The 26,097-nt window shown below is 67.7% G+C and carries 22 protein-coding genes and 2 pseudogenes; 11 read left to right on the forward strand and 13 right to left on the reverse strand.

Annotated features, from left to right (window positions below):
• Positions 1-398: 398 nt before the first annotated feature.
• Positions 399-593 carry a DUF2964 domain-containing protein gene (locus WS92_RS11470; protein WP_015604119.1) on the reverse strand — a complete coding sequence of 65 codons (195 nt, stop codon included), beginning with the start codon at positions 591-593 and terminating at the stop codon, positions 399-401.
• 268 nt (positions 594-861) lie between these two features.
• Between WS92_RS11470 and WS92_RS11475 the strand changes: the two genes are divergently transcribed.
• Both WS92_RS11475 and WS92_RS11480 read left to right on the forward strand, forming a co-directional pair.
• Positions 862-2,841, forward strand: a complete 1,980-nt coding sequence (locus tag WS92_RS11475; RefSeq protein WP_059931608.1) for a sigma-54-dependent Fis family transcriptional regulator — start codon at positions 862-864, stop codon at positions 2,839-2,841.
• 324 nt (positions 2,842-3,165) lie between these two features.
• Positions 3,166-3,456, forward strand: a complete 291-nt coding sequence (locus WS92_RS11480; RefSeq protein WP_015604086.1) for a 2Fe-2S iron-sulfur cluster-binding protein — start codon at positions 3,166-3,168, stop codon at positions 3,454-3,456.
• 3 nt (positions 3,457-3,459) lie between these two features.
• Here the strand turns inward: WS92_RS11480 and WS92_RS31910 are convergent.
• Positions 3,460-3,938: pseudogene (locus tag WS92_RS31910) on the reverse strand (AMP-binding protein); the annotation flags it as partial.
• 73 nt (positions 3,939-4,011) lie between these two features.
• Between WS92_RS31910 and WS92_RS31915 the strand changes: the two are divergent.
• Positions 4,012-4,407, forward strand: a pseudogene (locus tag WS92_RS31915) (chorismate-binding protein); the annotation flags it as partial.
• 149 nt (positions 4,408-4,556) lie between these two features.
• On the opposite strand, the gene WS92_RS11490 reads toward WS92_RS31915, so the two are convergent.
• The 6 genes from WS92_RS11490 to WS92_RS11515 form a co-directional block, all read right to left on the reverse strand.
• Complete coding sequence (locus WS92_RS11490; RefSeq protein ID WP_231755923.1) at positions 4,557-5,831, reverse strand: peptidoglycan DD-metalloendopeptidase family protein; 1,275 nt, start codon at positions 5,829-5,831, stop codon at positions 4,557-4,559.
• A gap of 600 nt (positions 5,832-6,431) precedes the next feature.
• Entirely contained in the window at positions 6,432-7,133 is a 702-nt protein-coding gene (locus WS92_RS11495) for an ABC transporter ATP-binding protein (RefSeq protein WP_006027744.1), read from the reverse strand.
• Positions 7,133-7,906: a high-affinity branched-chain amino acid ABC transporter ATP-binding protein LivG gene (livG, locus tag WS92_RS11500; protein ID WP_041862049.1), complete on the reverse strand. Its 774-nt coding sequence runs from the start codon at positions 7,904-7,906 to the stop codon at positions 7,133-7,135. Before livG ends, WS92_RS11495 begins: the two co-directional genes overlap by 1 nt.
• On the reverse strand, positions 7,903-9,174 hold the full coding sequence (locus WS92_RS11505; RefSeq protein WP_009916163.1) for a high-affinity branched-chain amino acid ABC transporter permease LivM: 1,272 nt from the start codon (positions 9,172-9,174) through the stop codon (positions 7,903-7,905). Before WS92_RS11505 ends, livG begins: the two co-directional genes overlap by 4 nt.
• Before the next feature lie 8 nt (positions 9,175-9,182).
• The gene (livH, locus tag WS92_RS11510) at positions 9,183-10,109 is read right to left on the reverse strand and encodes a high-affinity branched-chain amino acid ABC transporter permease LivH (RefSeq protein WP_006027747.1); all 927 of its coding nucleotides are present in this window, start codon (positions 10,107-10,109) and stop codon (positions 9,183-9,185) included.
• Positions 10,110-10,302: 193 nt separating this feature from the next.
• Positions 10,303-11,418 (reverse strand): branched-chain amino acid ABC transporter substrate-binding protein, encoded by a 1,116-nt coding sequence (locus WS92_RS11515; RefSeq protein WP_006027748.1) that lies wholly within the window; start codon positions 11,416-11,418, stop codon positions 10,303-10,305.
• Positions 11,419-12,218: 800 nt separating this feature from the next.
• Here WS92_RS11515 and WS92_RS11520 point away from each other — a divergent pair.
• From WS92_RS11520 to WS92_RS11535, 5 genes are all read left to right on the forward strand, one after another.
• A complete protein-coding gene (locus tag WS92_RS11520) occupies positions 12,219-13,463 on the forward strand; it encodes an NAD(P)/FAD-dependent oxidoreductase (RefSeq protein ID WP_006027749.1) in 1,245 nt (414 codons plus the stop codon).
• A gap of 68 nt (positions 13,464-13,531) precedes the next feature.
• Positions 13,532-14,161, forward strand: a complete 630-nt coding sequence (locus WS92_RS35750; protein WP_156442993.1) for a hypothetical protein — start codon at positions 13,532-13,534, stop codon at positions 14,159-14,161.
• Positions 14,162-14,202: 41 nt separating this feature from the next.
• Positions 14,203-14,493 carry a DUF3331 domain-containing protein gene (locus WS92_RS11525; RefSeq protein WP_015603862.1) on the forward strand — a complete coding sequence of 97 codons (291 nt, stop codon included), beginning with the start codon at positions 14,203-14,205 and terminating at the stop codon, positions 14,491-14,493.
• Positions 14,494-14,727: 234 nt separating this feature from the next.
• Positions 14,728-15,714: an oxidoreductase gene (locus WS92_RS11530; RefSeq protein WP_059931676.1), complete on the forward strand. Its 987-nt coding sequence runs from the start codon at positions 14,728-14,730 to the stop codon at positions 15,712-15,714.
• Positions 15,715-15,946: 232 nt separating this feature from the next.
• On the forward strand, positions 15,947-16,258 hold the full coding sequence (locus tag WS92_RS11535) for a DUF4148 domain-containing protein (RefSeq protein ID WP_015602999.1): 312 nt from the start codon (positions 15,947-15,949) through the stop codon (positions 16,256-16,258).
• Between the two features lie 505 nt (positions 16,259-16,763).
• On the opposite strand, the gene WS92_RS11540 is transcribed toward WS92_RS11535, so the two are convergent.
• The 5 genes from WS92_RS11540 to WS92_RS11560 form a co-directional block, all read right to left on the reverse strand.
• Positions 16,764-17,720, reverse strand: coding sequence for an alpha/beta hydrolase (locus tag WS92_RS11540; RefSeq protein ID WP_059931674.1), 957 nt, complete (start codon positions 17,718-17,720; stop codon positions 16,764-16,766).
• A 35-nt stretch (positions 17,721-17,755) separates the two neighbouring features.
• On the reverse strand, positions 17,756-18,253 hold the full coding sequence (locus WS92_RS11545) for a thioesterase family protein (protein WP_015603221.1): 498 nt from the start codon (positions 18,251-18,253) through the stop codon (positions 17,756-17,758).
• Positions 18,254-18,255: 2 nt separating this feature from the next.
• Positions 18,256-19,221: an L-carnitine dehydrogenase gene (locus WS92_RS11550; RefSeq protein WP_059931672.1), complete on the reverse strand. Its 966-nt coding sequence runs from the start codon at positions 19,219-19,221 to the stop codon at positions 18,256-18,258.
• 114 nt (positions 19,222-19,335) lie between these two features.
• On the reverse strand, positions 19,336-20,265 hold the full coding sequence (locus WS92_RS11555) for a 3-dehydrocarnitine:acetyl-CoA trimethylamine transferase CdhC (RefSeq protein ID WP_059931602.1): 930 nt from the start codon (positions 20,263-20,265) through the stop codon (positions 19,336-19,338).
• 86 nt (positions 20,266-20,351) lie between these two features.
• Positions 20,352-21,302: a choline ABC transporter substrate-binding protein gene (locus tag WS92_RS11560; protein ID WP_059931600.1), complete on the reverse strand. Its 951-nt coding sequence runs from the start codon at positions 21,300-21,302 to the stop codon at positions 20,352-20,354.
• 272 nt (positions 21,303-21,574) lie between these two features.
• On the opposite strand from WS92_RS11560, the gene WS92_RS11565 reads away from it, so the two are divergent.
• From WS92_RS11565 to WS92_RS11575, 3 genes are all read left to right on the forward strand, one after another.
• Positions 21,575-22,519 (forward strand): GlxA family transcriptional regulator, encoded by a 945-nt coding sequence (locus tag WS92_RS11565; RefSeq protein WP_006027759.1) that lies wholly within the window; start codon positions 21,575-21,577, stop codon positions 22,517-22,519.
• Between the two features lie 447 nt (positions 22,520-22,966).
• Entirely contained in the window at positions 22,967-24,670 is a 1,704-nt protein-coding gene (locus WS92_RS11570; protein ID WP_059931599.1) for a M36 family metallopeptidase, read from the forward strand.
• A gap of 117 nt (positions 24,671-24,787) precedes the next feature.
• On the forward strand, positions 24,788-26,014 hold the full coding sequence (locus WS92_RS11575; protein WP_009917125.1) for a M20/M25/M40 family metallo-hydrolase: 1,227 nt from the start codon (positions 24,788-24,790) through the stop codon (positions 26,012-26,014).
• The last annotated feature ends 83 nt before the right edge of the window (positions 26,015-26,097 follow it).

The raw sequence follows: 26,097 nt of genomic DNA on the forward strand, positions 1-26,097 counted from the left end.
TCACTTTAGTCGCTTTCCGGCACGACACAAGATTTCGTCAAAAAACCCTGCGCGCGCGCATGCACTGGCGCATTCTTCTGGCTATTGACAACAGATCGGCTTGACTCTGCGCCGAAAATCGGACGACGAATCGTCGTGAGAATCGCACGCCGAACCCGACGGCGAAGCGCCGCGTTCGGGCAGTTGCGAACACGGCGGGCGATGGCCCGCTGCGCTTTCCGTCGCGCGCTTCGACCGGAGGCGGCCCGCGCGTCGCCGCGTCTGCGACACGTGTCTCCCACGCGTCCGGATGCGCCTGCTCCGCTCCAGGCGCGCGCCCCGATCAGACCCCGCGATGCGGCGAACACGGCGGCGGCCGCGCCAGCGACCGCGTCGCCGGCCGAGCGCCGGTCACTTCGTCACTTCTTTTCGTCCTTCGGCCAGACGTTGAGCGCGACCGCGCAGGTCGTCACGCCGAGCGCGATTGCCGCCGCGCCATACCGCAGCGCGGCATCCTGGTCGAACAACAATCCGTGGATCGCCACGGCGATGCCGGCCAGCATGACGAACGTCGCGATCGCGGCCACCACCACTCTCAGTTCCGTCCGAACCATGATTTCTCCCCGAACGGATGCATGTCGCGGCGCATGCTGAATTGCGGGGACCGTGGATGATTTCCGCACCGGTTCCCGGCGAGGCGCGGCGCGTGCGCGCCTTGTTTCCATCATTGCAGGCCGGCGCCCAAAAGCAAGGGAAATTCGATTGGCGGTCGCGCATCGCGCGCGGCGCTTGTATGATGGGACGTGCCCGCGCCGCCACGTCAACCGCTGCGCCGGTCGAGCGGAGAACGCACTCCGCCGGCGGGCCTCCTGGAGACAAGTCATGCCGCAATCTTCCGTGCTGCCCGCCGCGGCGAGCCGCGTCGATCTGCTCGCGCAAGCGCATGCCCGCTCGCTGTCGGTCGGCCTGCGCGCGTCCGAGCTGCCCGATTTCTCGCCGCTGTCGCGCATCGCGCTGCGCGAGCTGATCGACGGCAGCCAATCGCTGTACACGCACGCGCGTCCGGTGATGGACACGCTGCACACGCAGATCGCCGACACGCAAAGCCTCGTGCTGCTGACCGATCGCGACGGCGTGGTCCTGCACAGCATCGGCGACGCCGATTTCGTCGAAAAGGCGAACCGGGTCGCGCTCTGCCCCGGCGTGTCGTGGGCGGAGGACGCGCGCGGCACGAATGCGATCGGCACCGCGCTGATCGCGGGCCAGGCGCTCGCCGTGCACGGCGCCGAGCACTTCCTGCGCGCGAACCACGTGCTCACCTGCTCGTGCGCGCCGATCGTCGATCCGTTCGGCCGCATCCTCGGCGCGCTCGACGTGAGCGGCGATCCGCGCGGCTTCAGCCCGCATACGCTCGCGCTCGTCAAGATGTCCGCGCAACTGATCGAAAACCATCTGTTCGCGAACCAATGCGCGGACACGCTGCGCGTGCGATTTCACGCGCACGACGAATTCGTCGACTCGCTGTTCGCGGGCCTTGTCGCGTTCAGCCCGAGCGGCGCGCTGATCGCGGCGAACCGCAGCGCGCAATTCCAGCTCGGCGCGACGCTCAACGCACTGCAACAACGCGGTTGCGACGAACTGTTCGGCCTGTCTTTCGCGAAGCTCGCGCAGCATGCGGCGCGCGAGCCGCTCGCGTGCATCATGCTGACGCTCGGCACCGGCGTGCGCGTGCGGGCGCGCTGCGAATTCGCGGATGCGCAGCGCACGGCCGTGCCGGTCACGGCGCGCGCCGCGCTGCCGCGCACCGCCGAAGCGGCGCGCGACGAGAATCCCGACGCGATCACGTTCGCGACGCTCGACACGGGCGACGCGCGGATGACCGCCGTATTGCAGCGTGTCGGCAAGGTGCGCGGCCGCGACCTGCCGGTGCTCGTGCTCGGCGAGACCGGCACCGGCAAGGAGTGGCTCGCGCGGGCGCTGCACCACGCGTCGCCGCGCCGCGACGGCCCGTTCGTCGCGGTCAACTGCGCGGCGCTGCCCGATTCGCTGATCGAAGCGGAGCTGTTCGGCTACGAGGACGGCGCGTTCACCGGCGCGCGCAAGCGCGGCAGCCCCGGCAAGATCGCGCAGGCGGATGGCGGCACGCTGTTTCTCGACGAAATCGGCGACATGCCGCTCGCGCAGCAGGTCCGGCTGATGCGCGTGCTGCAGGAGCGTGCGGTGATGCCGCTCGGCGGCGCGCGCGCGGTGCCGGTGGACGTGCGGATCGTCTGCGCGACGCACCGCGATCTGCGCGCGATGATCGCGGCCGGCACGTTCCGCGAGGATCTGTTCTACCGGATCAACGGCCTGGCGGTCACGCTGCCGCCGCTTGCCGAGCGCTCGGATCTCGAGACGCTCGTCGCCCGCGTGCTCGCGCGGCTCGCGCGCGGCGAGCCGATGCCGGGCGCGGTGTCGGCGGCGGTGCTCGCCGCGTTCGCGCGCTGCCGGTGGCCGGGCAATCTGCGTCAAATGACGAACGTGCTGCGCACGGCGGGGATGCTCGCCGAAGGCGAAGCGCAGATCGACGTCGAGCATCTGCCTGACGATTTCTGGCTCGATTGCCCGGCGCACGCGCGGGACGCGGCGGCAACGCGCACGGACGCCGACGCGGCTGGCGCGGCAACGGCCGCGACGGCGGCGGCGGCCGATACGACGGCGGCCGTCCCCACCGCCGCCGCGACACTGCAGGACCATCAGGCCGCGTTGATCGACGGCGCGCTCGGCCGGCATCGCGGCAACGTGTCGGCGGCCGCGCGAGAGCTCGGACTCGCGCGCAACACCGTTTATCGGCATCTGCGTAGACGGCGGCCGGAGGCGTGATTGCTGCGGGCGGTTGGCGACTATCGGCTATCCACTGCCGACTGTCACCGACTATCGGCCGCTGACGGCTGATCGCTGATCGCCAGCCACTGGCCACTGATCACCGACAAGCAACCGTCGTCGGTCGCCACCGCCAGCCGCGAGCGGCAACGGACGGCGCCGATCATCAATCGCCCAGCCGTCGGCCATCGACGGCCGGCGGGCGCGACGCGCGACGTCGCGCCTTACCGCGCCGGACGAACCGCAGCCCGCCGAAACGCTCGACCGCATCGGGTATCCTTGCGGCTTCACTGACCACGACGCCGCGTCGCCGTACACGATCGCATGACCGAAGAACGTTCGCACTGGGTGCGGGTCGAGCCGCTCGGCACCGGCTTCGACGCGCCCGAATCGCTGTCGCTGCTCGAAGCCGCGGGCTTCGCCGGTGTGTCGCTGCCGCGCTCGTGCCGCAACGGCACGTGCCGGACCTGCCTGTGCCGCCTGCGCGAAGGCTCGGTCGCATATCGGATCGAATGGCCCGGCGTGAGCGCCGAAGAAAAGGCCGAAGGCTACATCCTGCCGTGCGTCGCGATCGCGCAATCCGATCTCGTCATCGAGGTGCCGGACGCCGAATGAGCGGACGCGCGCGACGATCGCACGCGTGTCCGCGCCGCGCGCGCGGCGGCGGCGCGCGACGGCACCCTTCATGACGCCCTTCACGACGCTCGCGCACGCGCCGTCCACCCGCGGATGCGCGCTCAGCGCGGCCTCGATCTCACCGAGCTCGGTCCGATGACCGCGCACTTCACCTGCCGATCCGCGCGGCCGAGAAACTCCAGCGTGCCGTCCGGCCAATAGCGGCCGCGATCGCCCGTGCGATACCAGCGGCCCGCATCGGATTCGACGAAGCGCTCCGTGGTCAGCGCCGGATCGTTCCGGTAGCCGCGCACGAGGCTCGCGCCGCCGATCAGCAGCTCGCCCGCGACGTGGTCCGGCGCATCGCGGCCGGCGTCGTCGACCACGCGATACGCCTGCCCCGGCAGCGGCCGGCCGTATGGAATCGAGCGCCAGTGCGGCGGCACCGCATCGGCCGTCTGCACGTTCGACCAGATGCCCGCCGCCTGCTCGATCAGCGCGCGGCGCGCCGGCGGCTGCGCGAGGTCGACGGGCACATAGCACGCGCCCGCCGCGAGCACGCCGAACGCCGCGACGCTGCACGGGCACGCGACGCTGCTGCGAATCGTCGCGGCGCTGCATCCGACGCCCGCCGTCGCCGGCCACCCTCGCGCCGCCGCGCTCGAACGCATTCGCGCGCACGAGGGCTTCGATCGCGGCTGGTATGCCGGCCCGGTCGGCTGGATCGACGCGCACGGCAACGGCGACTTCGTCGTCGCGCTGCGCTCGGCGCTGGTCTCGGCAGGCGCTTGCCGGCTGTTCGCCGGCTGCGGGATCGTCGCCGAGTCGGAGCCGGCGCGCGAGTATCGGGAGACGAGTCTCAAGCTGTCGGGAATGCAGGCGGCGATCGAGGCGCGCGACGCTGTCGGCAATCTGCGCACGGTCGCGCCGATTCCTTTCACCACGCACTGATTCGCGCGAACATGGCCCGCGAGCGATACGCGTCGGGCCGCCAATCGCGCAAGCAGCGGGAAGCGAAAGAAGACCGGGCAGCGCGTGGCCCGGCCTGCCCACCAGCCCGATCCGCCCCGACCAGGCCGCCAACGATCACGTCGACGCCGTCAATTGCCGCATGCCGACACGACCGGATCGTTGCTCCCCGTATAGACGAATCCGTCCGATACCCATCGATTCGAGTCGAGCCGATACCAGAGCCGCGTCGCGCCCCAGTTGCCCTGCACCGTGTCGCCGTATGCATAGCAGGCGAGCTGCACCGCCGCGCCGTTCGACACCGTGCCGACGACCGACGCGGACAGCGACGGCGCGCTGCGCAGATTCACGGGCCCCGGCGACTGCACGGTCGCCTTCACGGGCGGCGACGGCTCGGTCGGCCCGCCGCTGTCGTCGGCGCCGTAGTTGGTGAGCGACGCCTGCACGGACACGCGCCGCTGATTGCGGATCGCATAGCCCGAATACGCGTTGCTCCCTTCGAAGAATTGCCAGCCGCCGATCGTCTTGCCGTTCACCGGCACGTCACTGCCGCCCTGACTCAACGAAAAATGCACGTGCGGCCCGGTCGTCTGCCCGCCGCACGGCAGCCCGTTGCCGACCCGCCCGAGGTATTGGCCCTCACGCACGCGCGTGCCGCTGCCCGCTTGCGTCAGTTGGACCATGTGGTAATACGTGGTCGTATAGCCGTTGTCGTGAACGACCTTGACGATCGCGCTGCCGTTGCGCTCGCAGCTCTTGTAGAGCGTGCCGTCGCGGGCGGCGAGCACCTGGCCGTTGCCGCCGGAGAAATCGAGCGAGTTGAACGGACGGCTGTCGCCGCTCCAGCCGTGCGCGCCGCCCGTCCAGTACCACGCGGTGCCCTGCTGCCACGGCAGCGCGAGCCCCGTCTGCGCGGGCGCGGCCTTCCGCTGCGGCGCGGACGGCGCACGCCCCGCGTTGAGGTGCGCGCGCTCGTCGTCGGCAAGCAGCGTCGCCGGCGCCGCGGCGGCGAGCGCGTAAAACGCATCGGTGCCTTCGATACCGACGACCCATCCCTCCTTCGCGCGCTGCGCGACGAAGAGCTTCGTGACGGGATAGGCGGGCGTGTCGTTCGAAACGACCTGCGTGATCGTGCCGAGCACCCAGCCGGCATCCGGCTCCGACTTGATCGACTCGATCATGTCGCCACGCACGTCGGGCGCGACCGGCCCTTGCTTGCCGAGCCGCGCGGAGAAAGCCTGCCGGACTGCATGCTGCAAGTCCGGCACATCGACGGGCGCCGCGAGCGCGGCGCCGGACAGGCCTGCCGCGATCAGCGGCACAGCCAACAGACGCATGATCGAATCGGATGCACTACGCCAGACCATCGGGCCCATGAAAACGCCTCCCTCATCGGTGAACGTCATCGTTTCGACGGACAGGACCGGCTGCGGCCCGATGCGGCCTCGCCGACGAACACGGCCGCAGCGATCCCACTGTGAACCTTGGCAGCTCGATTCGTATTCCTTAGCAGCTTGATCGAGCCGACAAAGTCATTACGCCCCGGGAATCATAGTGATTTTTTTGTAAAAGTAAACCTTTCGGGGAATAAAGCGGATTGATTGCCGTGAGCATTTTTCTCAGTCGCTTATCGATATTGTCGCGACCAATGTGTATTGAAATGTCGATTGTTTCGACAAGTCGCCCGGGAATTTTCCTGGACGCGACGAGCGCATCGCAAAGGAATCCGAATGACGTCGGCGACGGATCCGCCCGGTCATGCCGGACGCGCCAATCGATTCCAGAAAACGCGAAATCGGCCGCCCCACTCGCATACCGATAAGATGCAGCGATTTAAAACGAATACACCGATTGCATGAAGCAAGGCGAATTTCCGGATATGTAGCCTGAAGCACACTCGCATGAATTCGCGAATGCGGACGAACGCGCGATATTGTGATTTTCACAGACGCGCGTTCGCCCGCTTTACGGTTTTCACGGACGTCAAGCCCGCGATAACCGCCATCCTACCCGCCGAGATACGCGGCCCTGATCCGGTCGTTTTCGAGCAGGTTCGCGCCGGTATCGGCGAGCACGACGCGCCCGGTCTCGAGCACATAGCCACGATCGGCGACCTGCAGCGCCTTGTGCGCGTTCTGCTCGACGAGGAACACCGTCACGCCCTCGTCGCGGATCGTGCGGATGATGTCGAAGATCTGCGCGATCACGAGCGGCGCGAGGCCGAGCGTCGGTTCGTCGAGCAGCAGCAGGCGCGGCCGGCTCATCAGCGCGCGGCCGATCGCGAGCATCTGCTGCTCGCCGCCCGACATCGTGCCCGCGCGCTGCGCGGAGCGCTCCTTGAGCCGCGGAAACAGCCGATACACGTGCTCGACGCCGTCGTCGATCTCATGGCGGTTCGCGAAGAAGCCGCCCATCTTCAGGTTCTCGAGCACGGTCAGGCTCGGAAACACGCGGCGCCCTTCCGGCGAGATCGCCAGCCCCTGGCGCATGATCTCGTGCGTCGGCATCGCGGTGATGTCGCCGCCTTCGAACAGCACGCGCCCGCTCGACGCGCGCGGCGTGCCGCACACGGTCATCATCAGCGTCGTCTTGCCTGCTCCGTTGCTGCCGATCAGCGTGACGATCTCGCCCTTCCTCACTTCGATCGACACGCCCGACAGCGCCTCGATCGCGCCGTAATGCGTGTGGACCTTCTCCAGCTTCAGCATCACTCCTCTCCCAGATAGGCCTTGATCACACGCGGATCGTTGCGCACTTCGTCGGGCTTGCCGATCGTGATCGGCCGGCCGTGCTCCATCACCAGAATGCGATCCGAGACGCCCATCACGAGACTCATGTCGTGCTCGATCAACAGCACCGAAATGCCGAACTCGCGGCGCAGCCGGTCGATCAGTTGCTGCAGCTCGACCTTCTCCTGCGGATTGAGGCCCGCCGCAGGCTCGTCGAGCATCAGCAGGCGCGGGTTCGTGATCATGCAGCGCGCGATCTCGACGCGGCGCTGATGGCCGTACGAGAGCGTGCCCGCGGGCCGGTTCGCGACCGCTGTCAGGTTCATCCGCTCGAGCCACGTCGCCGCGCGCTCGAGCGCCTCGCGCTCCGCGCGCCGATACGCGGGCGTCGCGAAGAGGCCATGCAGGAGTCCCGATTTCACTTGCCGATGCTGCGCGACGAGCAGGTTCTCGACGACGGTCAGCGACTTGAAGAGCCGAATGTTCTGGAACGTGCGCACGAGCCCCTTGCGCGCGACGAGATGGCTCGTCAGGCCGCCGATCGAATGGCCGTCGAGCACGACGCTGCCCGCCGTCGGCCGATAGAACCCGCCGATGCAGTTGAACACCGTCGTCTTGCCCGCGCCGTTCGGGCCGATGATCGCGAACACCTCGTCGCGACGCACGTCGAAATCGATTCCGTCCACCGCGAGCAGGCCGCCGAAGCGCATCTGCAGCGCGGACACCTTCAACATTTCCGTCGTCGCGCTCATTGCGGCAGCTCCACGTGGGGACGGCTCGCGGGCAGCAGGCCCTGCGGACGCCACATCATCATCAACACCATCACGAGACCGAATATCAGCATCCGGTATTCGGCGAAGCCTCGCGCGAGCTCGGGCAGCAGGGTCAGCAGGATCGCCGCGAGAATCACGCCGAGCTGCGAGCCCATCCCGCCCAGCACGACGATCGCGAGAATCAGCGCGGATTCGATGAACGTGAACGACTCGGGATTCACGAGCCCCTGGCGCGCCGCGAAGAACGCGCCGCCGATGCCGGCGAACGACGCGCCGAGCGTGAACGCCGACAGCTTGATGCGCGTCGGATTCAGGCCGAGCGAGCGGCACGCGATCTCGTCGTCGCGCAGCGCCTCCCACGCGCGCCCCATCGGCATCCGGATCAGCCGGCTCGTCACGAACAGCGTGAAGCAGACGAGCACGAGCGCGATCAGGTACAGGAAGATCACGACGTGCTCGCCGCTGTACTCGAGCCCGATCAGCTCGTGAAACGTCTTCGCACCCTCGACGCTCGCGCTGCGCGCCATCTCGAAGCCGAACACGGTCGGCTTCGGAATGCTGGAGATGCCGTCCGGGCCGCCCGTGATGCTCGTCAGGTTGTTCGCGAGCAGGCGGATGATCTCGCCGAAGCCGAGCGTGACGATCGCGAGATAATCGCCGCGCAGCCGCAGCACCGGGAAGCCGAGCAGAAAGCCGAACGTCGCCGAAGCCAGCGCCGCGAGCGGCAGGCATTCCCAGAACGTGAGGCCGAAGTACTGGTTGAGCAGCGCGTACGTATAGCCGCCGACCGCGTAGAAGCCGACGTAGCCGAGATCGAGCAGGCCCGCGAAGCCCACGACGATGTTCAGGCCGAGGCCGAGAATCACGTAGATGAGCGCGAGCGTCGCGATGTCGACCGCGCCGCGCGAGCCGAAGAACGGCCACACGAAGCCGAACGCGACGAGCGCCCAGACGATCGCGCGCTGCTGGCGCGCGCCGAGCGGCGCTGCCGCGGGCACGCGCACGGCCGCCTTCGCGCGCAGCAGCGCCGGCTTGAAGAGCTGAAACAGGAACACGGCGGCAACGGCGATCCAGACCGGCCGCCAGTGCGCCTCGAGCACGACCTGATAGCCGTCGAGCTTCAACTGAAGGCCGAGGATCGGCACCGTGAGGATCGCGGTCAGCACGGCGGCCGTCACCGCGTGCTTGAGCGACTGGACGGCCGGCGCGCCGGCCGTCGTGCGAACGGAAGTCATCGCTTGATTCATGGGCGGCCTCACACCTTTTCGATGTCCGACTTGCCGAGCAGGCCCGTCGGACGGAACAGCAGGATCAGCACGAGGAGGCCGAAGGCCACCACGTCCTTGTACTCGGCGGGCATGTAGCCGGACGCGAAGGTCTCGGCGAGGCCGAGCAGCACGCCGCCCAGCATCGCGCCGGGAATGCTGCCGATGCCGCCCAGCACCGCGGCCGTGAACGCCTTGATGCCCGCGACGAAGCCGATGTACGGATTGAGCTTGCCGATCGTGAGCCCGATCAGCACGCCGCCCACCGCGGCGAGCATCGCGCCCAGCACGAACGTGAACGAGATCACGCGGTTCGTGTCGATGCCGAGCAGGTTCGCCATGCGCATGTCCTCCGCGCACGCGCGGCACGCGCGGCCCATCCGCGAATGCGAGATGAACAGCGTGAGCGCGATCATCAGCGCGATCGTCACGCAGACGATCAGGAGGCGCGCGTACGGCACCGTCACGTCGAAGTCGCCGCCGAGGTGGATGTCGAACGCGCCGGAAATCAGCACGGGCACCGACATGTCGCGCGCGCCCTGACCGATCTGCACGTAGTTCTGCAGAAAGATCGACATGCCGATCGCGGAGATGAGCGGCACGAGCCGCGGCCCGCCGCGCAGCGGCCGGTACGCGACGCGCTCGACCGCGAACCCGTAGAGCCCGGTAACGAGCACCGACACGACGAGCGCCGCGCCGAGCACGAGCGGCAGCGGATAGCCCGCCGACGTGCCGATCGCGGTCAGCGTGACGAGCCCGACGTACGCGCCGATCATGTAGATCTCGCCGTGAGCGAAGTTGATCATGCCGATGATCCCGTAGACCATCGAATAGCCGATCGCGATCAGCGCATAGATCGCGCCCAGCGTGAGGCCGTTGACCAGTTGCTGGGCGAATTGAGGAAGGAATTCATTCATGCGGGAAGCTCCCGTTCGCGCCGGCGCATGCGTGCGCCGCCGCCCGTGAAAGCGGCGGCGCACGCCGCGCACGGGCGTCCGATCTCGACACGCCCGCCGCGCCGCGCGAGCGCCGCTCGCGCGGCGGCGCCGGGCCAATGCATCCGCCCCGCTCGAACGTGCAGCGGGGCGGATGGGCGGGCAAATACTCCGGTTAGTTGGCGGCCGTCTTGGTCGCGTCCTTGTGCCACTTGTAGACGACGAACTTGAACGCCTTCAGGTCGCCCTGCGCGTCGTACGACACCTTGCCGATCGGCGTGTCGAAGGTGTGCTGGTGCATGTATGCGGCAACCTTCGCCGGATCGGTCGACTTCGCGCCCGCGATCGAATCGGCGATGATCTTCACGGCCGAATACGCGGGCATCTGGAACGGGCCGTTCGGATCGCGCTTCTTGTCGGCGAACGCCTTCACGAGCGCCGCGTTGGCCGGATCGGCGCTGAAGTCGGCGGGCAGCGTGACGAGCATGCCTTCCGACGCCGGGCCCGCGATCGCGGTCACGTCCTTGTTGCCGACGCCTTCCGGCCCCATGAACTCGGCCTTCACGCCCTGCTCGCGCGCCTGGCGCAGCAGCAGGCCCATTTCCGGGTGATAGCCGCCGAAGTAGACGAAGTCGACGCCCTGCGACTTCAGCTTCGTGATGATCGCCGAGTAGTCCGAATCGCCTGCGTTGATGCCTTCGAACAGCACGACGGGGATCTTCGCCGCTTCGAGATCCTTCTTCACCGACGACGCGATGCCCTGGCCGTACGACTGCTTGTCGTGCAGCACCGCGACCTTCTTCGGCTTGACCTTGCTGATGATGTATCGCGCGGCGGCCGGGCCCTGCTGGTCGTCGCGGCCGATCGTGCGGAACACGAACTTGCGCTTCTTGCCTTCGGTGAGCTGCGGCGCGGTCGCGGACGGCGTGACCATCACGACGCCTTCGTTCTCGTAGATGTCGGACGCCGGAATCGTCGAGCCCGAGCACACATGGCCGATCACGTACTTGATCTTCTGGCTGACGATCTTGTTCGCGACCGCGACCGCCTGCTTCGGCTCGCACGCGTCGTCCATCATCACCACGTCGAATTTGTTGCCACCCGCGCCGCCTGCCGCGTTGATCTGCTCGATCGCCGTCAGCGCGCCGGCCTTGACCATGTCGCCGTACTGGGCGACCGAGCCGCTCATCGGGCCGGCAATGGCGATCTTCACGGTTTCCGCATGGGCGGCGGCGCCGGCTGCCACGAGCATCGCGGCAAGGGAAATGGACGAAAGACGGGACAGCATCATCAGGAGCTCCTCGATTATGTTTAGTCATACGGGCAAGGCGGCATGACTTGCGCAATCGAACAACACCCGTGGACGAAACGACTTGGAGCACGCCCGAGACGGATTGACGGACCTGCAGATGGAACAGCGCTTGCGGGGCCCGGCAGTGTCAGCCGCCGTCGAAAACACGACAGAGACCTTGGTTCGGAAAGACAACGTGATGCGTCTTGTATTGCGCAAGCGATTCGCCTGCCCCGCTTGCCTAACCGCTCGTCGGACGGATCTGCCGACAGCCGTTGGCAAGGCAGCCGAAATTATAGGATCGTTTTTCGTCCGACTGATCACAATTGGCCGATGAATCAGGGAAAATACGCAGTCCGGGCGACCTGACGCACACGCGGTTGCACCGGTTTCCCGCGTGTTGCACCGCACCCGGTTCCGCTCGCCGAACGGCCTTTCGCGCGAGCGCGCCGCGCAATTCCCCTTTCGCGACGGGCATTTATCGCGACGCTGCAGCGCACCGCAACGCGCGCCGCGCACGTCCGGGCGCCGCGCGACGGCGGCGCGGAGCCCGATATCCGGGCCGAGGTGCAACCGTCCAACCGGCCGGGCCGGCGCGACAGCCATGCAAGGTGCGCGCGCAAACGCGCGTATGCCGGCAGTTTCATCGGGGTCATAGCAGGCGTTTTGGAATTTCGGTGAAATAATGCGTCCGCGAAACCGGCCGGCCGCCCTTGCACGTCTGCACCTGGTGCGTCGCGCGGCCCCGGTCCGGCGAATATCATCCGCCATTCGCGCACCACCTCACTGAGGCTTGCTTCATGGATTTCGACGTCATCGTTCTCGGCGCCGGCATCGTCGGCGTATCGGCGGCGCTGCACTTGCAGGATCGCGGCCGCCGGGTCGCGCTCGTCGATCGCGGCGCGCCCGGCGACGGCACGAGCTTCGGCAACGCCGGGCTCATCGAGCGCTCGTCGGTCGCGCCCTATGCGTTTCCGCGCAGCCCGCTCGCACTGCTGCGCTACGCGGCGAACCGCTCGACCGGGCTCTATTGGGATCGCGCGTCGCTACCGTCGTTCGCGCCGTGGCTCGCGCGCTTCTGGTGGGAATCGTCGCCGCGCCGCCACGCGGCGGCCGCGCGCGACATGCTGCCGCTCGTCGAGCGCAGCGTCGCCGAGCACGACGCGCTGATCGCGCGCGCCGGCGCGGGCGAGCTCGTGCGCGCATGCGGCTGGATCGAGGCCTATCGGACGCCGGCCAGCCTCGAACGCGCAACGCGCGACGCCCTGCGCGACGCGAGCCGGCACGGGCTGCGCGTGACGACGCTCGACGCAGCCGCGCTCGCCGCGCAAGAGCCCGCGCTCGGTCCGGGCTTCTGCGGCGCGCTGCACTGGCTCGATCCGAAGAGCGTCGTCGATCCGGGCGCGCTCGTCAAAGCGTATGCGCGGCTCTTCGCGCGCGACGGCGGCACGTTGCTCGAAGGCGATGCGGCGACCGTCGAAGCGAGCGGCGGCGGCTGGCGGGTGCGCACGGCCGACGGCGTCGCGGCGGCGCGCGACATCGTCGTCGCGCTCGGCCCGTGGTCGGATACGGTGTTCGCGAAGCTCGGCTACCGGATTCCGCTACGCGAGAAGCGCGGCTACCACATGCACTACGCGCCGCCCGACGGCGCGCCGCTCACCGCGCCCGTCGTCGATCTCGAGCACGGCTACGTGGTCGCGCCGATGCGCCGCGGGCTGCGGCTCACGACGGGCGTCGAGATCGCCGCGCGCACGCTGCCGCCAACGGGCGTGCAGCTCGCGCGCGCGGAACGCGTCGCGCAGCCGACGTTCAGGCTCGGCCGCAGGCTCGATCCGGCGCCGTGGCTCGGCTTTCGTCCGTGCACGCCGGACATGCGCCCCGTGATCGGCGCCGCGCCGCGACACCGCGGCATGTGGTTCGCGTTCGGGCACAACCATCACGGGCTCACGCTCGGCCCCGTGACCGGGCGCCTGCTCGCGGAAATGATGTGCGGCGAGCCGACTGTCGCCGATGTCGCGCCGTTTCGCGCGGAGCGGTTTCTCTGATTCTCCGATTCGAGGCGGGCGAGCATGCCGGCGACGGGGCAAGACCGGCGCGCCGCCTCGAATCGCGAATGCGATTCGCCCTCATTGCGCGCAAACGATTTTCTTCATTTCGCACCGGCGATTTTCTTCGTTCGTCGAAACGGCAGGCGAGCCTGTCATCGATAATCGCGCCATTCAGGACCACGGCCGGCTCGCTGCCGCCACCGGCAGATCATTGCACGTTGAACGAACAGTGCTTTGCAATTCTCACAACGAATGTCGTCAACGCCGGTCGATGCGGCCAATCGAACGCAGAATTAATCGAAACGCAGGTGAAGACGCCGCGGTCAACCGACAAGAGATCGAACGATCGAACGCCTCTCCTTATTGAAGCAGCCAACCTTGACACGCAACGAAACATCGTGACAACGCGCTCGCCGCCGCCACATGCCCGTGTGGCGCGGGACCGCGCGCAAAAGGGCCGCTGCCGCGCGCGGCACGCTCCGGGCGCGGTTTCGCGCTCTTGGCGCCCCCTTCGCGCACCACTCGAGGGAACGAATCCGCACTCCGCTTTTGCCCGCAAATGGAAATCGATTGTTTCTAAATCGGCAAAAAGTAATTTGAGCCAGACAGGATGTTTTTTCCTTGCGAGCGCGCTTACATTTAGCGCACCCTCTAATGGAAATCGCTACGGAATCGACGGAAAGCAGTTGCAATAACTGCCTAGGCCGATACCGCACGAGCTTTAGGAAACGGCCAAATGAAGTCCTCCAAATCCCAGCCTGTGCTCGATCCCGCTGACGTTCACGTCGAAATCCTCGAACGCTCCGACACCTTGCTCGTCGTCCGCTGGGTCGAACCCGGCCGCTGCCATTACGGCGAGCAGCGCTGGCGCCGCCGCTTCGCGCAGCGCACCGGCACCTGCGCGCTGTCGCGCCAGGTGATCCACCGCGGCGACGAAGTGTTCCGCCCCGCCGAGCGTCCGGCGCCTGCCAACGCGGGCGCGATGATCTCCGCCGCAGAAGTGCTCGGCCACACGAGCGGCAAGTAACGCCGCTCGCCACGCCGTCCGGCTAGGACGCCGTCTGTTATAGAGCGCCATCTCTAGCCTGCTCCTTGTCTTCGTCGCGCCGCGCCACTACCGTTACATCAATCAATGTAACGATTTGCGGGGCGCGAACGGCATCAACCGCCGACGCTCCATCGCACCGCCCCAGAGCTCGTCCGCGCAGGCGACGGGTTCGTGAACGCGCCGCCCGACGGCGCGCCATCGATGGAGACGAAGATGCATGCATGGAGCGCGCAATACGTGCCGCCGCAAGGCGGGAAAGTCGCGGTCGTCACGGGGGCCAACAGCGGCCTCGGCTGGCAGATCGCGGAAACGCTCGCCGCCAAGGGCGCGCAAGTGGTGATGGCCTGCCGGGATGCGGCAAAGGGCGAGCTGGCCGCGCATGCGATCCGCACCCGTTATCCGCGCGCCCGGATCGAAATCGCGTCGCTCGATCTCGCCGACCTCGCATCCGTGTGCCGTTTCGCCGACGCCGTCGCCGATCGCCACGGCCGCGTCGACATCCTCTGCAACAACGCGGGCGTGATGTTCCTGCCGCTGCGCCACACGCGCGACGGCTTCGAAATGCAGATGGGCACGAACCATCTCGGCCATTTCGCGCTGACGGGCCTGCTGCTGCCCGCGTTGCGCGCGTCGCACCGCGCGCGCGTCGTGACGATGTCGAGCGGCTTCAACCGGCTTGGCAAGATCCGCCTCGACAACATGCTCGCCGAGCGCGGCTACAACAAGTACCGCGCGTATTGCGACAGCAAGCTCGCGAACCTGATGTTCACGCTCGAACTGCAGCGTCGCTTCGATCGCGCGGGGCTGTCGATCCTGAGCGTCTCCGCGCACCCCGGCTATGCGGCCACCAATCTGCAGTTCACGGGGCCGGCGATGGAGAACTCGTCGCTCGGCTTGTTCGCGATGCGCCTGTCGAACCGGCTCGTCGCGCAGCCGGCCGATGTCGGCGCGCTGCCCGCGATCCATGCGGCGACGGCGGCCGACGTCGAGGGCGGCGCCTACATCGGCCCCGCCCGTCTGTGCGAGACCCGCGGCTATCCCGCCGACGCGCGCATCCCGCACCTGGCGCGCGACGTGCGGATGAGCACCCGCCTGTGGGAAAAATCCGAACAGTTGACCGGCGTGCGCTACCTCGACACGCCGCCGCCCGATTCGCGCCGCGGCGCGTCGCGCCACGACGCGGCGTTCCGCGCGCTCTGAAGCATTTCGCCAAGCCCAGGCTCGCCGCTTCGTCCGCCGCCGTGCGCGGCGGTCGAGCGGCCTTTTTTCATGCCGCGACGCCCCGCCGCTTGCCGTTCGCGATTTTTTCAGTTTTCGAAAAGATATTTCGCCAAAGTGAGCGTTTACCCGTAGGACTCCGATGACTACGATGTAACCAATCGCTTAAGACATGGTGTCGAAAGCGAAGTCGATAAAACATTCGGAGGTTCTCATGAAATCGCTCGTTTACGCTGTCGTCGCCGCTTCCGCCCTGAGCGCTTCGTTCGGTGCGTTCGCACAATCCAGCCAGCCGCTGACCCGTGCGCAAGTGCGCGCAGAACTGGTCCAGCTCGAGAAGGCCGGCTATCACCCGGGCGTGTCGAGCCCGTACTATCCGGAAGACATCCAGGCCGCCCAGGCGCGCGTGCAAGGCGCAGCCGACACGAGCGGCTACGGTGCGCAAGCCGCGCCGGTCGCGCATGTGGGCGCGCCGGTCGCAGCGGCGCCCCGCTCGCCGCGCGAGTCGATCTACTTCGGTCAGTAACGCGGCAGGCAGGCCGCGCGGCCCGGCTCGATCCGCCGGCCGCGCAGCCTGAAATCCGTATGGCGAGCCAGCCGTTTCGACTCGCCGTCACCCCCCATTCGGGCCCCTAAACCTCCGCCGCTCCGCATGGAGCGGCTTAGCCTGGGCGCCTCGCGCCTGGGCGCTTTTTCGGCTGAGGCGCAAGTCCGCCATTACGGCGGCTCCACGAATGGAAAAAATCGATCCTTACAAAATATGTAAGGATCGATTTTTGTTTCTTGCCTCTCCGGATGCCGCGCCCGCATCAAACGCCGGCATGCCCGCCTTCGGCGCCGTTGTCGCGCCGCCCCGCATGAATCGGCTTCCCGCACGTTCCCCGATTTGCGAACGTGCGTCGCACGTTCGTCTTGCCCGGCGCTTCGCATCGCGCGCCGCCTTCCCTCGCGAACGAACGAGGCATCCCGCAAGCGCCGCTTCCAAAGCGTCTCCAGCCCGGGGGCCTCACGAGCGGCTCGCGCACCGTGCGTCACCCACCGGGCGCAAGGAGGAACTCGCACACGGTCCGATGCATCCGCGCCGCCTGCGCGCTCGTGTCGAGCGCTCGCCAGCAGCCGTGAACGAGCCCGCCGCCGTGCCAGAATCGCGCGGCGCCGCCTGCCGAGCGAATGCGTTCGACATAGACGCGCGCATCGTCACGCAACGGATCGTGCTCCGCGCCGATCGCCAGCACGGGCGGCAAGCCGTCGAAGCGCGGCGCGTCGAGCGGCAGCGCGCCCGGCGGCGGCCCGGCATCGCCCCAGTAGTGGCGGCGATACGCGCGGACGTCGGCGAGCGTGAGCATCGGCGCATTCGCGTGCGTGTCGCGCGCGGGCGATTGCGGCTCGAAGCCGAGCATCGGATAAACGAGCGCAACCGCGCAAACGCCGCCATGCGTTCCGCCGCCGTCGCCATGCCCGATGCGCCCGCCGTCGCGCAGCGCGGCCGCCACCGACGCCGCGAGCGTGCCGCCCGCGCTGTCGCCGGCGAGCCGAAGCGGCAGCGCGATCGATTCGAACGGCAGCCGGCCGTCGAGCGCCGCAGCGGCGACCTCCAGACAATCGTCGAACGCGGCCGGCGCGCGATGCTCGGGCGCGAGTCGATAGTCGGCGGCGATTACGTCGAGCCCCGTGTCCGCCGCGATTCGGGCCGTCACGAGCGCGTGACTGTCGAGCGAACCCAGGACGAAGCCGCCGCCGTGAAAGAACAGCACAGTCCCGCACGAAGCGGATCGCCGCGACCGGTAGCGCCGCAGGCGGATCTCGCGGCCGTCCCGCGCGACGGCACGCGCATCGCATGCGTCGACGTCCGCCGGCAGCGCGGGCGTCCATGCCGCCGCGAAACGCTCGTAAAGCGCGCGCTGCTCGGCGATTGGCCGCGACGCCGCGTCGTCCGGATACCACGCGGCGACGCGCGCGACGAACGCCTCGATGGCCGGCTCCAGCATCGCGCGCCTGCGCCGATTCGTCAGGCCGTGCCGCGTCAGCGGCGCGCGGGCAGGCCGATCACGCGTCCGGCATGGGCCGGCGCGCAATACGCGCGCTGCCGCGCATGCAGATTCGCGATCCGCTCAGCGACGTCGGCGTCGAACGGCGCGGCCCTCGGCCCGCTCGTGTCGACGTGCAGCAGCATCTGCTCGCTCGCCGACACCGCGCCGTCGATTCCTTCGGCGAACATCTCGAGATACAGATGCAGCCGCTTTGCGTCGTGCGCGAGCACGCGCGCGTCGATCCGCACGCGCGCCCCTTCCTTGATCTCGTGCAGATAGTTGACGTGCGCTTCGAGCGTGTAGACGGAGCGGCCGCGCGCGCGACGTGCCGCGTCGTCGAGGCCGATCGCGTCGAGCAGCGCGTCGGTCGCGAAGCTGAAGATCAGCAGATAGAACGCATCGCGCAGGTGCCCGTTGTAGTCGACCCATTCCGCGCGCACCGTGTCGCGGTGAATCGTCAGTTCCGTCGCTCGCATCGCGGCCGTCGTCATCGTCAATCCTCGTAGCGCATTCCGTGGCGCGCCTTCACCGCGGCGATCGCCGCGATCACTTCCGTGATGCATTCGTCCCGATAGCGTTCGAGCGCCTTGATGCTTCGGGGTCCTTGCTGCTCGGCGGTGCCCTCGACGACGCGGTCGATCAGCGCGTCGGTCAGCTTCGGCGCGACGAGCCTGGTCCACGGCAGCGCCAGCGCGGGGCCGAACTGCTGCATGAAGTGGCGCATGCCGGCCTCGCCGCCCGCCAGCGTATACGTGAGGAACGTGCCCATGAACGACCAGCGGATGCCCGCGCCGAAACGGATCGCATCGTCGATTTCGCCCGTCGTCGCAACGCCTTCGTCGACGAGGTGCAGCGCCTCGCGCCACAACGCTTCGAGCAGGCGATCCGCGATGAAGCCCGGCACTTCCTTGCGCACGCGCAGCGGCCGCATGCCGAGCGTGCGATAGACGCCGATCGCCGCGTCGACGGTCTCGGGCGCGGTGTGCTCGCCGCCCAGCACTTCGACGAGCGGCAGCAGGTAAACCGGATTGAACGGATGCCCGACGATGCAGCGCTCGGGGCCATGCGCGCGCGCGTAGAAATCGGTCGGCAGCAAGCCCGACGTCGACGACGCGATGATCGCATCGGGCTTCGCCGCGCGACTGATCCGGTCGTGCAATTCGAGCTTCAATGCCTCGCGCTCGGGCGCGCTTTCCTGGATGAAATCCGCGCCGGCGACGCACGCTTCGATCGTCGACACGAAACGCAGGCGCGCCGGCGACGCGCCGGGCGCCAATCCGGCGCGCTCGAGCGCGGGCCACGCGTTCTCGACGTTCGCGCGCAACTGCTGTTCCGCGCCGTCGGCGGGGTCCCACGCAAGCACGTCGAGCCCATTCGCGAGCGCGCGCGCAACCCAGCCGCTGCCGATGACGCCCGCGCCGATCGCCGCGAACGTGTCGATTTCGGTGATGACAGCCATGTACTTTCGATCCTTGAACGAGAAGATCAGGCGAAACAGCCGCGTCGGCGCGACGCACGCACGCCTGGCCGCTTTCGCCACGTCGCGCGGCAACGAATGCGCCGCGATATCGCGTTACGCGTATTCGGCGATCGCGCGCCGCTCGAGCGGCCGCTCGCCGCGCGGCGGCAAGCCGAGCTTGCGGCGCCCTTCGGCAGGCGTCAGCACGCGCGCGCCGAGACGCTCGACGATCTCCCGCGCGCGCTCGACGAGCGAGCCGTTCGTTGCCTGCACGCCGCGGTCGAGCCAGAGGTTGTCTTCGAGGCCGACGCGCACGTGGCCGCCGAGCAGCATCGCCTGCGCGACCATCGGCATCTGCATCCGGCCGATCCCGAAGCCCGCCCAGTGCGCGCCGGGCGGCAGATTGTCGACCATCGCCTTCATCGTGCCGGTGTCGGCGGGCGCGCCCCACGGAATGCCGAGACATAGCTGGAAAAGCGGCGGATCGTCGAGGAGTCCTTCCTTCAGCAGTTGCTTCGCGAACCACAGGTGCCCCGTGTCGAAGATCTCGAGCTCGGGCTTCACGCCCAGTTCCCGGATCCGCTTCGCGCCCGCGCGCAACTGCGCGGGCGTCGATACGTAGATGTAGTCGCCGTCGCCGAAATTCAGCGTGCCGCAATCGAGCGTGCAGATCTCGGGCAGCAGTTCCTCGACGTGCACGAGCCGCGTCAGCCCGCCGACGAGGTCCGTGCCCTTGCCGAAGCGCATCGGGTCCTCGCCCGCGCCGATCTCGAGATCGCCGCCCATGCCGGCCGTCAGATTGATGACGATGTCGACGTCGGCCGAGCGGATCCGGTCGACCACTTCGCGATACAGCCTCGGATCGCGGCTGCCGCGGCCCGTCAGCGGATCGCGCACGTGGCAGTGCGCGACCGTCGCGCCCGCCTTCGCGGCCTCGATCGCCGCGCTGGCGATCTGCTTCGGCGTGACGGGTATCGCCGGATGCCTGCCGACGGTGTCGCCTGCGCCCGTCACCGCGCACGTCACAATGACTTCCTGATTCATCGCTGTCGCCTCGTTCAGATTCAAATTCGGATTCGGATGCGCGTCCCCTGCCCGGACCTCGCGCGCCAGGCGGCGAGCCGCACCGTTCAGAGCCCCAGATAAGCCTTCACCGCAGCCAGCCCGTCCTTGCCGTCGTAAGTCTTCACGCCGGCGAGCCACGCATCGAGCACTTGCGGGTTCTTCCTGAGGTACGCCTTCGCCGCTTCCGCGGGCTTCACCTTGTTCATCACCGCCTGCATCAACTGGTTTTCCATCTGCGTCGTGAAGCGCAGATTGCCGACGAGCTTGCCCGCGTTCGGGCAGCGCGCCATGTAGTCGGGCGACGTCAGCGTGTACACGCGCGCTTCGCCGTAGTTCGGGCCGAACGCCGCGTCGCCGCCCGACAGGTAGTTCATGCTGATCTGGATGTTCATCGGATGCGGCTCCCAGCCGAGGAACACGACCCACTTCTTGTCGCGGATCGCGCGATCGACCGTGACGAGCATCCCCGCCTCGCTCGACTCCACGAGCTTGAAGCCGCCGAGCCCGTACTGGTTCGCGTCGATCATCTTCTGGATCGTCGCGTTCGCGCTGCTGCCGGGCTCGATCCCGTAGATCTTGCCGTCGAGCTCTGCGCGATGCTTCGCGATGTCGTCGAACGACTTCAGCCCTGCCTGGTACACGTAGCCCGGCACCGCGAGCGTCGCCTTCGCACCCGACAGGTTCGGCGGCTCGACCACCGAAATCGACTTCGAATCGAGGAACGGCTGCAACTGATGCTGCTGCACCGGCCACCAGTAGCCGAGCGATACGTCGAGCTGCCTGTTCTTCAGCCCTGCGAACGAAATCGGCACGGACGAGATCGTCGTCGTCGGCTTGTAGCCGAGACCGTCGAACAGCAGCGACGCGAGCGCCGTCGTCGACGTGATGTCGGTCCAGCCGATGTCCGCGAAGCGCACGTTGCGGCACGCGGCCGAGTCCTGCGCGAACGACGGCGACGGCAACACGCATGCTGCGGCGAGCGCCGCGCCGAATACGAGGGTCTTGGTGGACTTCATGGTTGCCTCCCTGTTCGACGGATTCCGCAGGCGATTTCAAGGGGACGACACAGCCTGCACCGTGGGCTCAAAGGTAACGGGCCATATTCGCGGCAAGGCGACCGACGGCGACCTTTTCTTGCCTGTTTGCGACTATGCGTAAAAACCATTAGGTTGACGAATCGTCACGCTTGGCAAGGCTTTACCGCCGGGCGACGCGTCACGCGGCTTGCCTGCTTGCGCCTTGCTTGCTACGCTCGGCCGATCGTTTCGCAAGCGCAAGCACACGCCCCATGCCAGAAGAGTTTCATTTCCTGCTGATGCCCGGCTTCTCCGCGCTCGGCTTCATGTCGGCCGTCGAGCCGCTGCGCGTTGCGAACCGCTTCAGGCCGGATCTGTATCGCTGGCGCATCGTGAGCCGCGACGGCGCGCCCGTCGTCGCGAGCAACGGCATCTCGCTGAACGCGGACGCCGCGTTCGCGCAAGTCGAGCGCACGCACACGATCTTCGTGATCGCGGGCTTCGATCCGCTCGCGTGCTACACGCGCGCGCTCGGCGACTGGCTCAAGCGCGAGTATCGGCGCGGCGCGACGACGGGCGGCATCGACACCGGCAGCTTCGTGCTCGCGGAGGCGGGGCTCTTCGACGCGTCGCATGCGCTGACGCTGCACTGGGAAGCGCTCGCCTCATTCCAGGAGCGCTACCCGCACCTGAAGACGACACAGGAATTGTTCGAGATCGACGAGCGGCGCATCACCTGCGCGGGCGGCACCGCATCGATCGACATGATGCTCGACCTGATCGGCCGCCGGCACGGCGCCGATCTCGCCGCGACGATCTCCGAGCAGTTCGTGCTGAGCCGGATCCGCCAGCGCTCCGATCGCCAGCGCCTCGAGATCGCCGCGCGCTACGGCGTGCACAACCGCAAGCTGATCCAGGTGATCGGGACGATGGAGCATCACATGGAAAGCCCGCTGCCATCCGACATGCTCGCGCGAGAGGTCGGCGTCACGCGCCGGCAGCTCGAACGGCTGTTCAGCACGATTCTCAACGATACGCCGGCACGTTTCCATTTGCGGCTGCGGCTCGATCGCGCGCGCGAACTTCTTCAGCAGACCGATATGACGGTCGCGGCCGTATGCGCGGCGTGCGGCTTCGAATCGCCTTCGCATTTTTCCCGCACGTATCGCGCGCAATTCGGCACGAGCCCGAGAAGCGACCGGCGCGCGCTGCGCTGAGCCGATTGCGGCAGCGCAAAAATCGTGCGCCGCCTGACCGTTTTCGCCGATGGAACCGCTCCTCGAAAATAATTCGAAATAACATTGAAAATATTCTGTAACATGTTCTAAAAATAGATAGGCAGACTAACGACGTGACATTCCAGTGCGACCGTTTGTTTGCTGAACAGAACAGCATTCCAAATATTTATTCCGAGGGGTTTGTAATGACGATGCTCATTCAGCCATCGCAGCGCTTGCCGTTTGCTTCGCCGATCGTTCTCTGGCGTTTCCACCTCCCTCCGCCCCGCCCGCTCGGCGCGCGCTGATTCTTCGCGGCATCGCGCCGTCTCCGTTGTTGCTCCGTCCGATTGCATCGGCTCGTCGAGGCCGGCGCACGGACCGGGTCGTCCCTGCGGTTCCCGTGGTTTCGTTTGTCATCCAAAACTTTGAAGACGAGGACAATCCATGCAGACATCCCGTAAAGCACTGCCGCTCGCCCTGAGCCTCGCCATCGGCCTCGGCGCAGCGCTGCCCGCGTGGGCCGATTCAAAGGCGCCGAACCCGCAGGAGGAAAGCCTGCGCGCGAGCCTCACGCGCGGCGTCGTGGCGCCCGCGGAAAAGGCAGACAAGACCGGGCAGTTCCGCCCCGGTGCCGTCGCCGTCACGCTGGCGAGCCCGGCGTTCCAAGCGAAGAAGGCCGACGCGGCGACGATGGCGCGCGAGTACATCGCCGCGCGCGCGACGCAGCTCGGCCTCGACAAGGCCGCGCTCGCGAATCTCGTCGTCGCATCCGAGCGCGCCGACGCCGCGTTCACTGTCGTGCGCTTCCAGCAGCGCGCGGCGGGGCTGCCCGTCTACGACAGCGACATCGCGGTCACGGTTGCGCCGGACGGCCGCGTGCTGTACGTCGCGAGCAAGGCGGTGAACGGCGTCGCGGCCGTATCGAGCAAGACGCAGGCGGTCGACGAGCAGCAGGCGCTGGATCGCGCTCGCGCGTACCTCGGCGTCGGCGGCTTCGCGAGCGTGCAGGCGCAGGTCGTCGCGTTCGTCGACGGCGCGGGCACGCATACCGCATGGAAAGTGCGCGGCAAGCCGCAGGACAGCCTGCGCGGCGACTGGGAGCTGATCATCGACGCGGGAAGCGGCGAGGTGCTGCGCGCCGAAGACAAGGCATCCTATGCAACCGACGGAAGCGGGCTCGTATTCCGGCCGGACCCGCTGTCGTCCACGAGAAGCAGCTACGGCAGCACCGGCTTCAAGGACAACAACGACGCGGACTCCACGCAACTGAACGCCGCGCGCGTGCGCGTGACGCTCAAGGATCTGACGCAGACGAGCAGCGGCTACAAGCTCACCGGCCCATACGCATCGTGCGTCGATTTCGACTCGCCGCTCGACAAGGCGTGTCCGGTCCAGTCGTCGACGACCTTCGATTTCACGCGCTCGAACCTGTACTTCGAGGCGGTGAACGCGTACTACCACATCGACACGTTCCTGCGCTACGTGAACCTGACGCTCGGCATCAAGGCGCTGCCGTATCAGTACTCGGGCGGCGTCCAGTACGATCCGCACGGCGAATCCGGCGCCGACAACTCGTCGTACTCGTCGGGCTCCGGCCAACTGTCGTTCGGCCAGGGCGGCGTCGACGACGCGGAGGACGCGGACGTCGTGATTCACGAGCTCGGCCACGGCATCCACGACTGGATCACGAACGGCGGGCTCTCGCAGGTCGAGGGGCTGTCCGAAGGCACGGGCGACTACCTCGCGGCCGCGTACAGCCGCGACTTCAACCAGTGGAGCCCATCCGACGCGCAATATCACTGGGTCTACAACTGGGACGGCCACAACGAGTTCTGGCCCGGCCGCGTGACGAACTACAACGTCGGGCGCACCTACTCGCAGATCCGCAATTCCGAAATCCACACGGCCGGCCAGTACTGGGCGTCGTGCAACATGGTCGCGCGCGACGCGATCGGCGGCGCGGCGATGGACAAGGCTTTCCTGAAAGGGCTGTCGATGACGAACGGCTCGACGAACCAGAAGGCCGCGGCCCAGGCGGTGCTGACCGCGGCGGCCGCGCTCGGCTACAGCAGCACGCAACTCAATGCGATCGGCAACGCGTACAACAAGAGCTGCACGTACGGCGTGACCGTGCCGCAGAAGCTGTAGCCCGCATCACTCGCGTCAAGAAGAAAACGTAAGCGACATCGGCGCGGGGCGCGCGGCACGATCTGCCGCGCGCCCGTCCCCTCGACTGCATCTCCCCTCACCCTGAGGAGATCGAACATGTCCAAGCTCCAACACGTCGCCGCCGCGGTCTGCGGCGCCCTCTGCGCATCGGCCGCCCACGCCGCGCCGGTGTGGATCACGCTCGCCGCCCCCGCCTTGCGCGAACTGCGTGCGATCGATCCCGCCGCGACGAGCCGCTACAGCGCGGCGCTCGCCACCGGCGACGCGAAGCGCACCGAAACGGTCCACGTCGCGCAGGTCGACGATTCGCTGCTCGAATCGCTGTCGCAGGCGATCCGCCGCGCGCGCGGCCACGGCCCCGGCTTCTTCGTGCACGCGACGTTCGACGAAGCGCGCGCGTCGCTGCAGCCGAGCGCCGCGATGCAGGCGGCCGCGATCGACTACCCGATCACCAACTCGCAACAGGTCCGCAACTGGATCTCGCAACTGCAGGCGAGCAACATCGTCAGCACGATCGTGTCGCTGTCCGGCTTCACGAACCGCTATTACACGACGTCGCACGGCGTGGCCGCGTCCGACTGGATCGCGCAGCAATGGAAGCAGCTCGCCGGCTCGCGCACCGACGTGACGGTCGAGCAGTTCGCGCACACCGGCTGGCCGCAAAAATCGGTGATCCTGACGATCAAGGGCAGCGATCCGGCGGCGGGCGTTGTCGTGATCGGCGGCCATCTCGATTCGACGGTCGGCCGCATGAGCGAGAACACGCGCGCGCCGGGCGCGGACGACGATGCGTCCGGCATCGCGAGCCTCACCGAAGCGCTGCGCGTACTGCTCGCGAACCGCTATCAGCCGAAGCGCACGCTGAAGTTCATCGGCTATGCGGCGGAAGAGCCGGGCCTCCTCGGCTCGCAGGCGATCGCGAAGCAGTTCAGGGCGCAGAACGTGAACGTCGTCGGCGCGTTCCAGCTCGACATGACGAACTACAAGGGCGATCCGAAGGACATCTACCTGATCAGCGACTATACGAACTCGACGCAGAACACGTATCTCGCGAACCTCGCGAAAACCTATCTGCCCGAGCTCGCGGTCGGCACGTCGCAATGCGGCTATGCGTGCTCCGATCACGCGTCATGGAACGCGCAGGGCTATCCGGCGTCGTTCCCGTTCGAAGCGGATCAGAACGACAATCCGTACATCCACTCCGCGTATGACACGCTCGATCGGTCGGACTCGCAAGGCAATCACGCGCTGAAGTTCGGCAAGCTCGCGCTCGCGTACGCGGCCGAGCTGGGCGGCGGACTCAGCGCGTCCGCGAAGCGGTAAGCGCTCCTGTGCGGTGCGGATGCGGCGGCTATCCGCACCGCACCGCCGTATATCGATTTCCGTCCCGGCTCCACAAGCTTAGC

This window comes from Burkholderia sp. MSMB1588 (assembly GCF_001546925.1).
Taxonomy (GTDB): Bacteria; Pseudomonadota; Gammaproteobacteria; order Burkholderiales; family Burkholderiaceae; genus Burkholderia; species Burkholderia humptydooensis.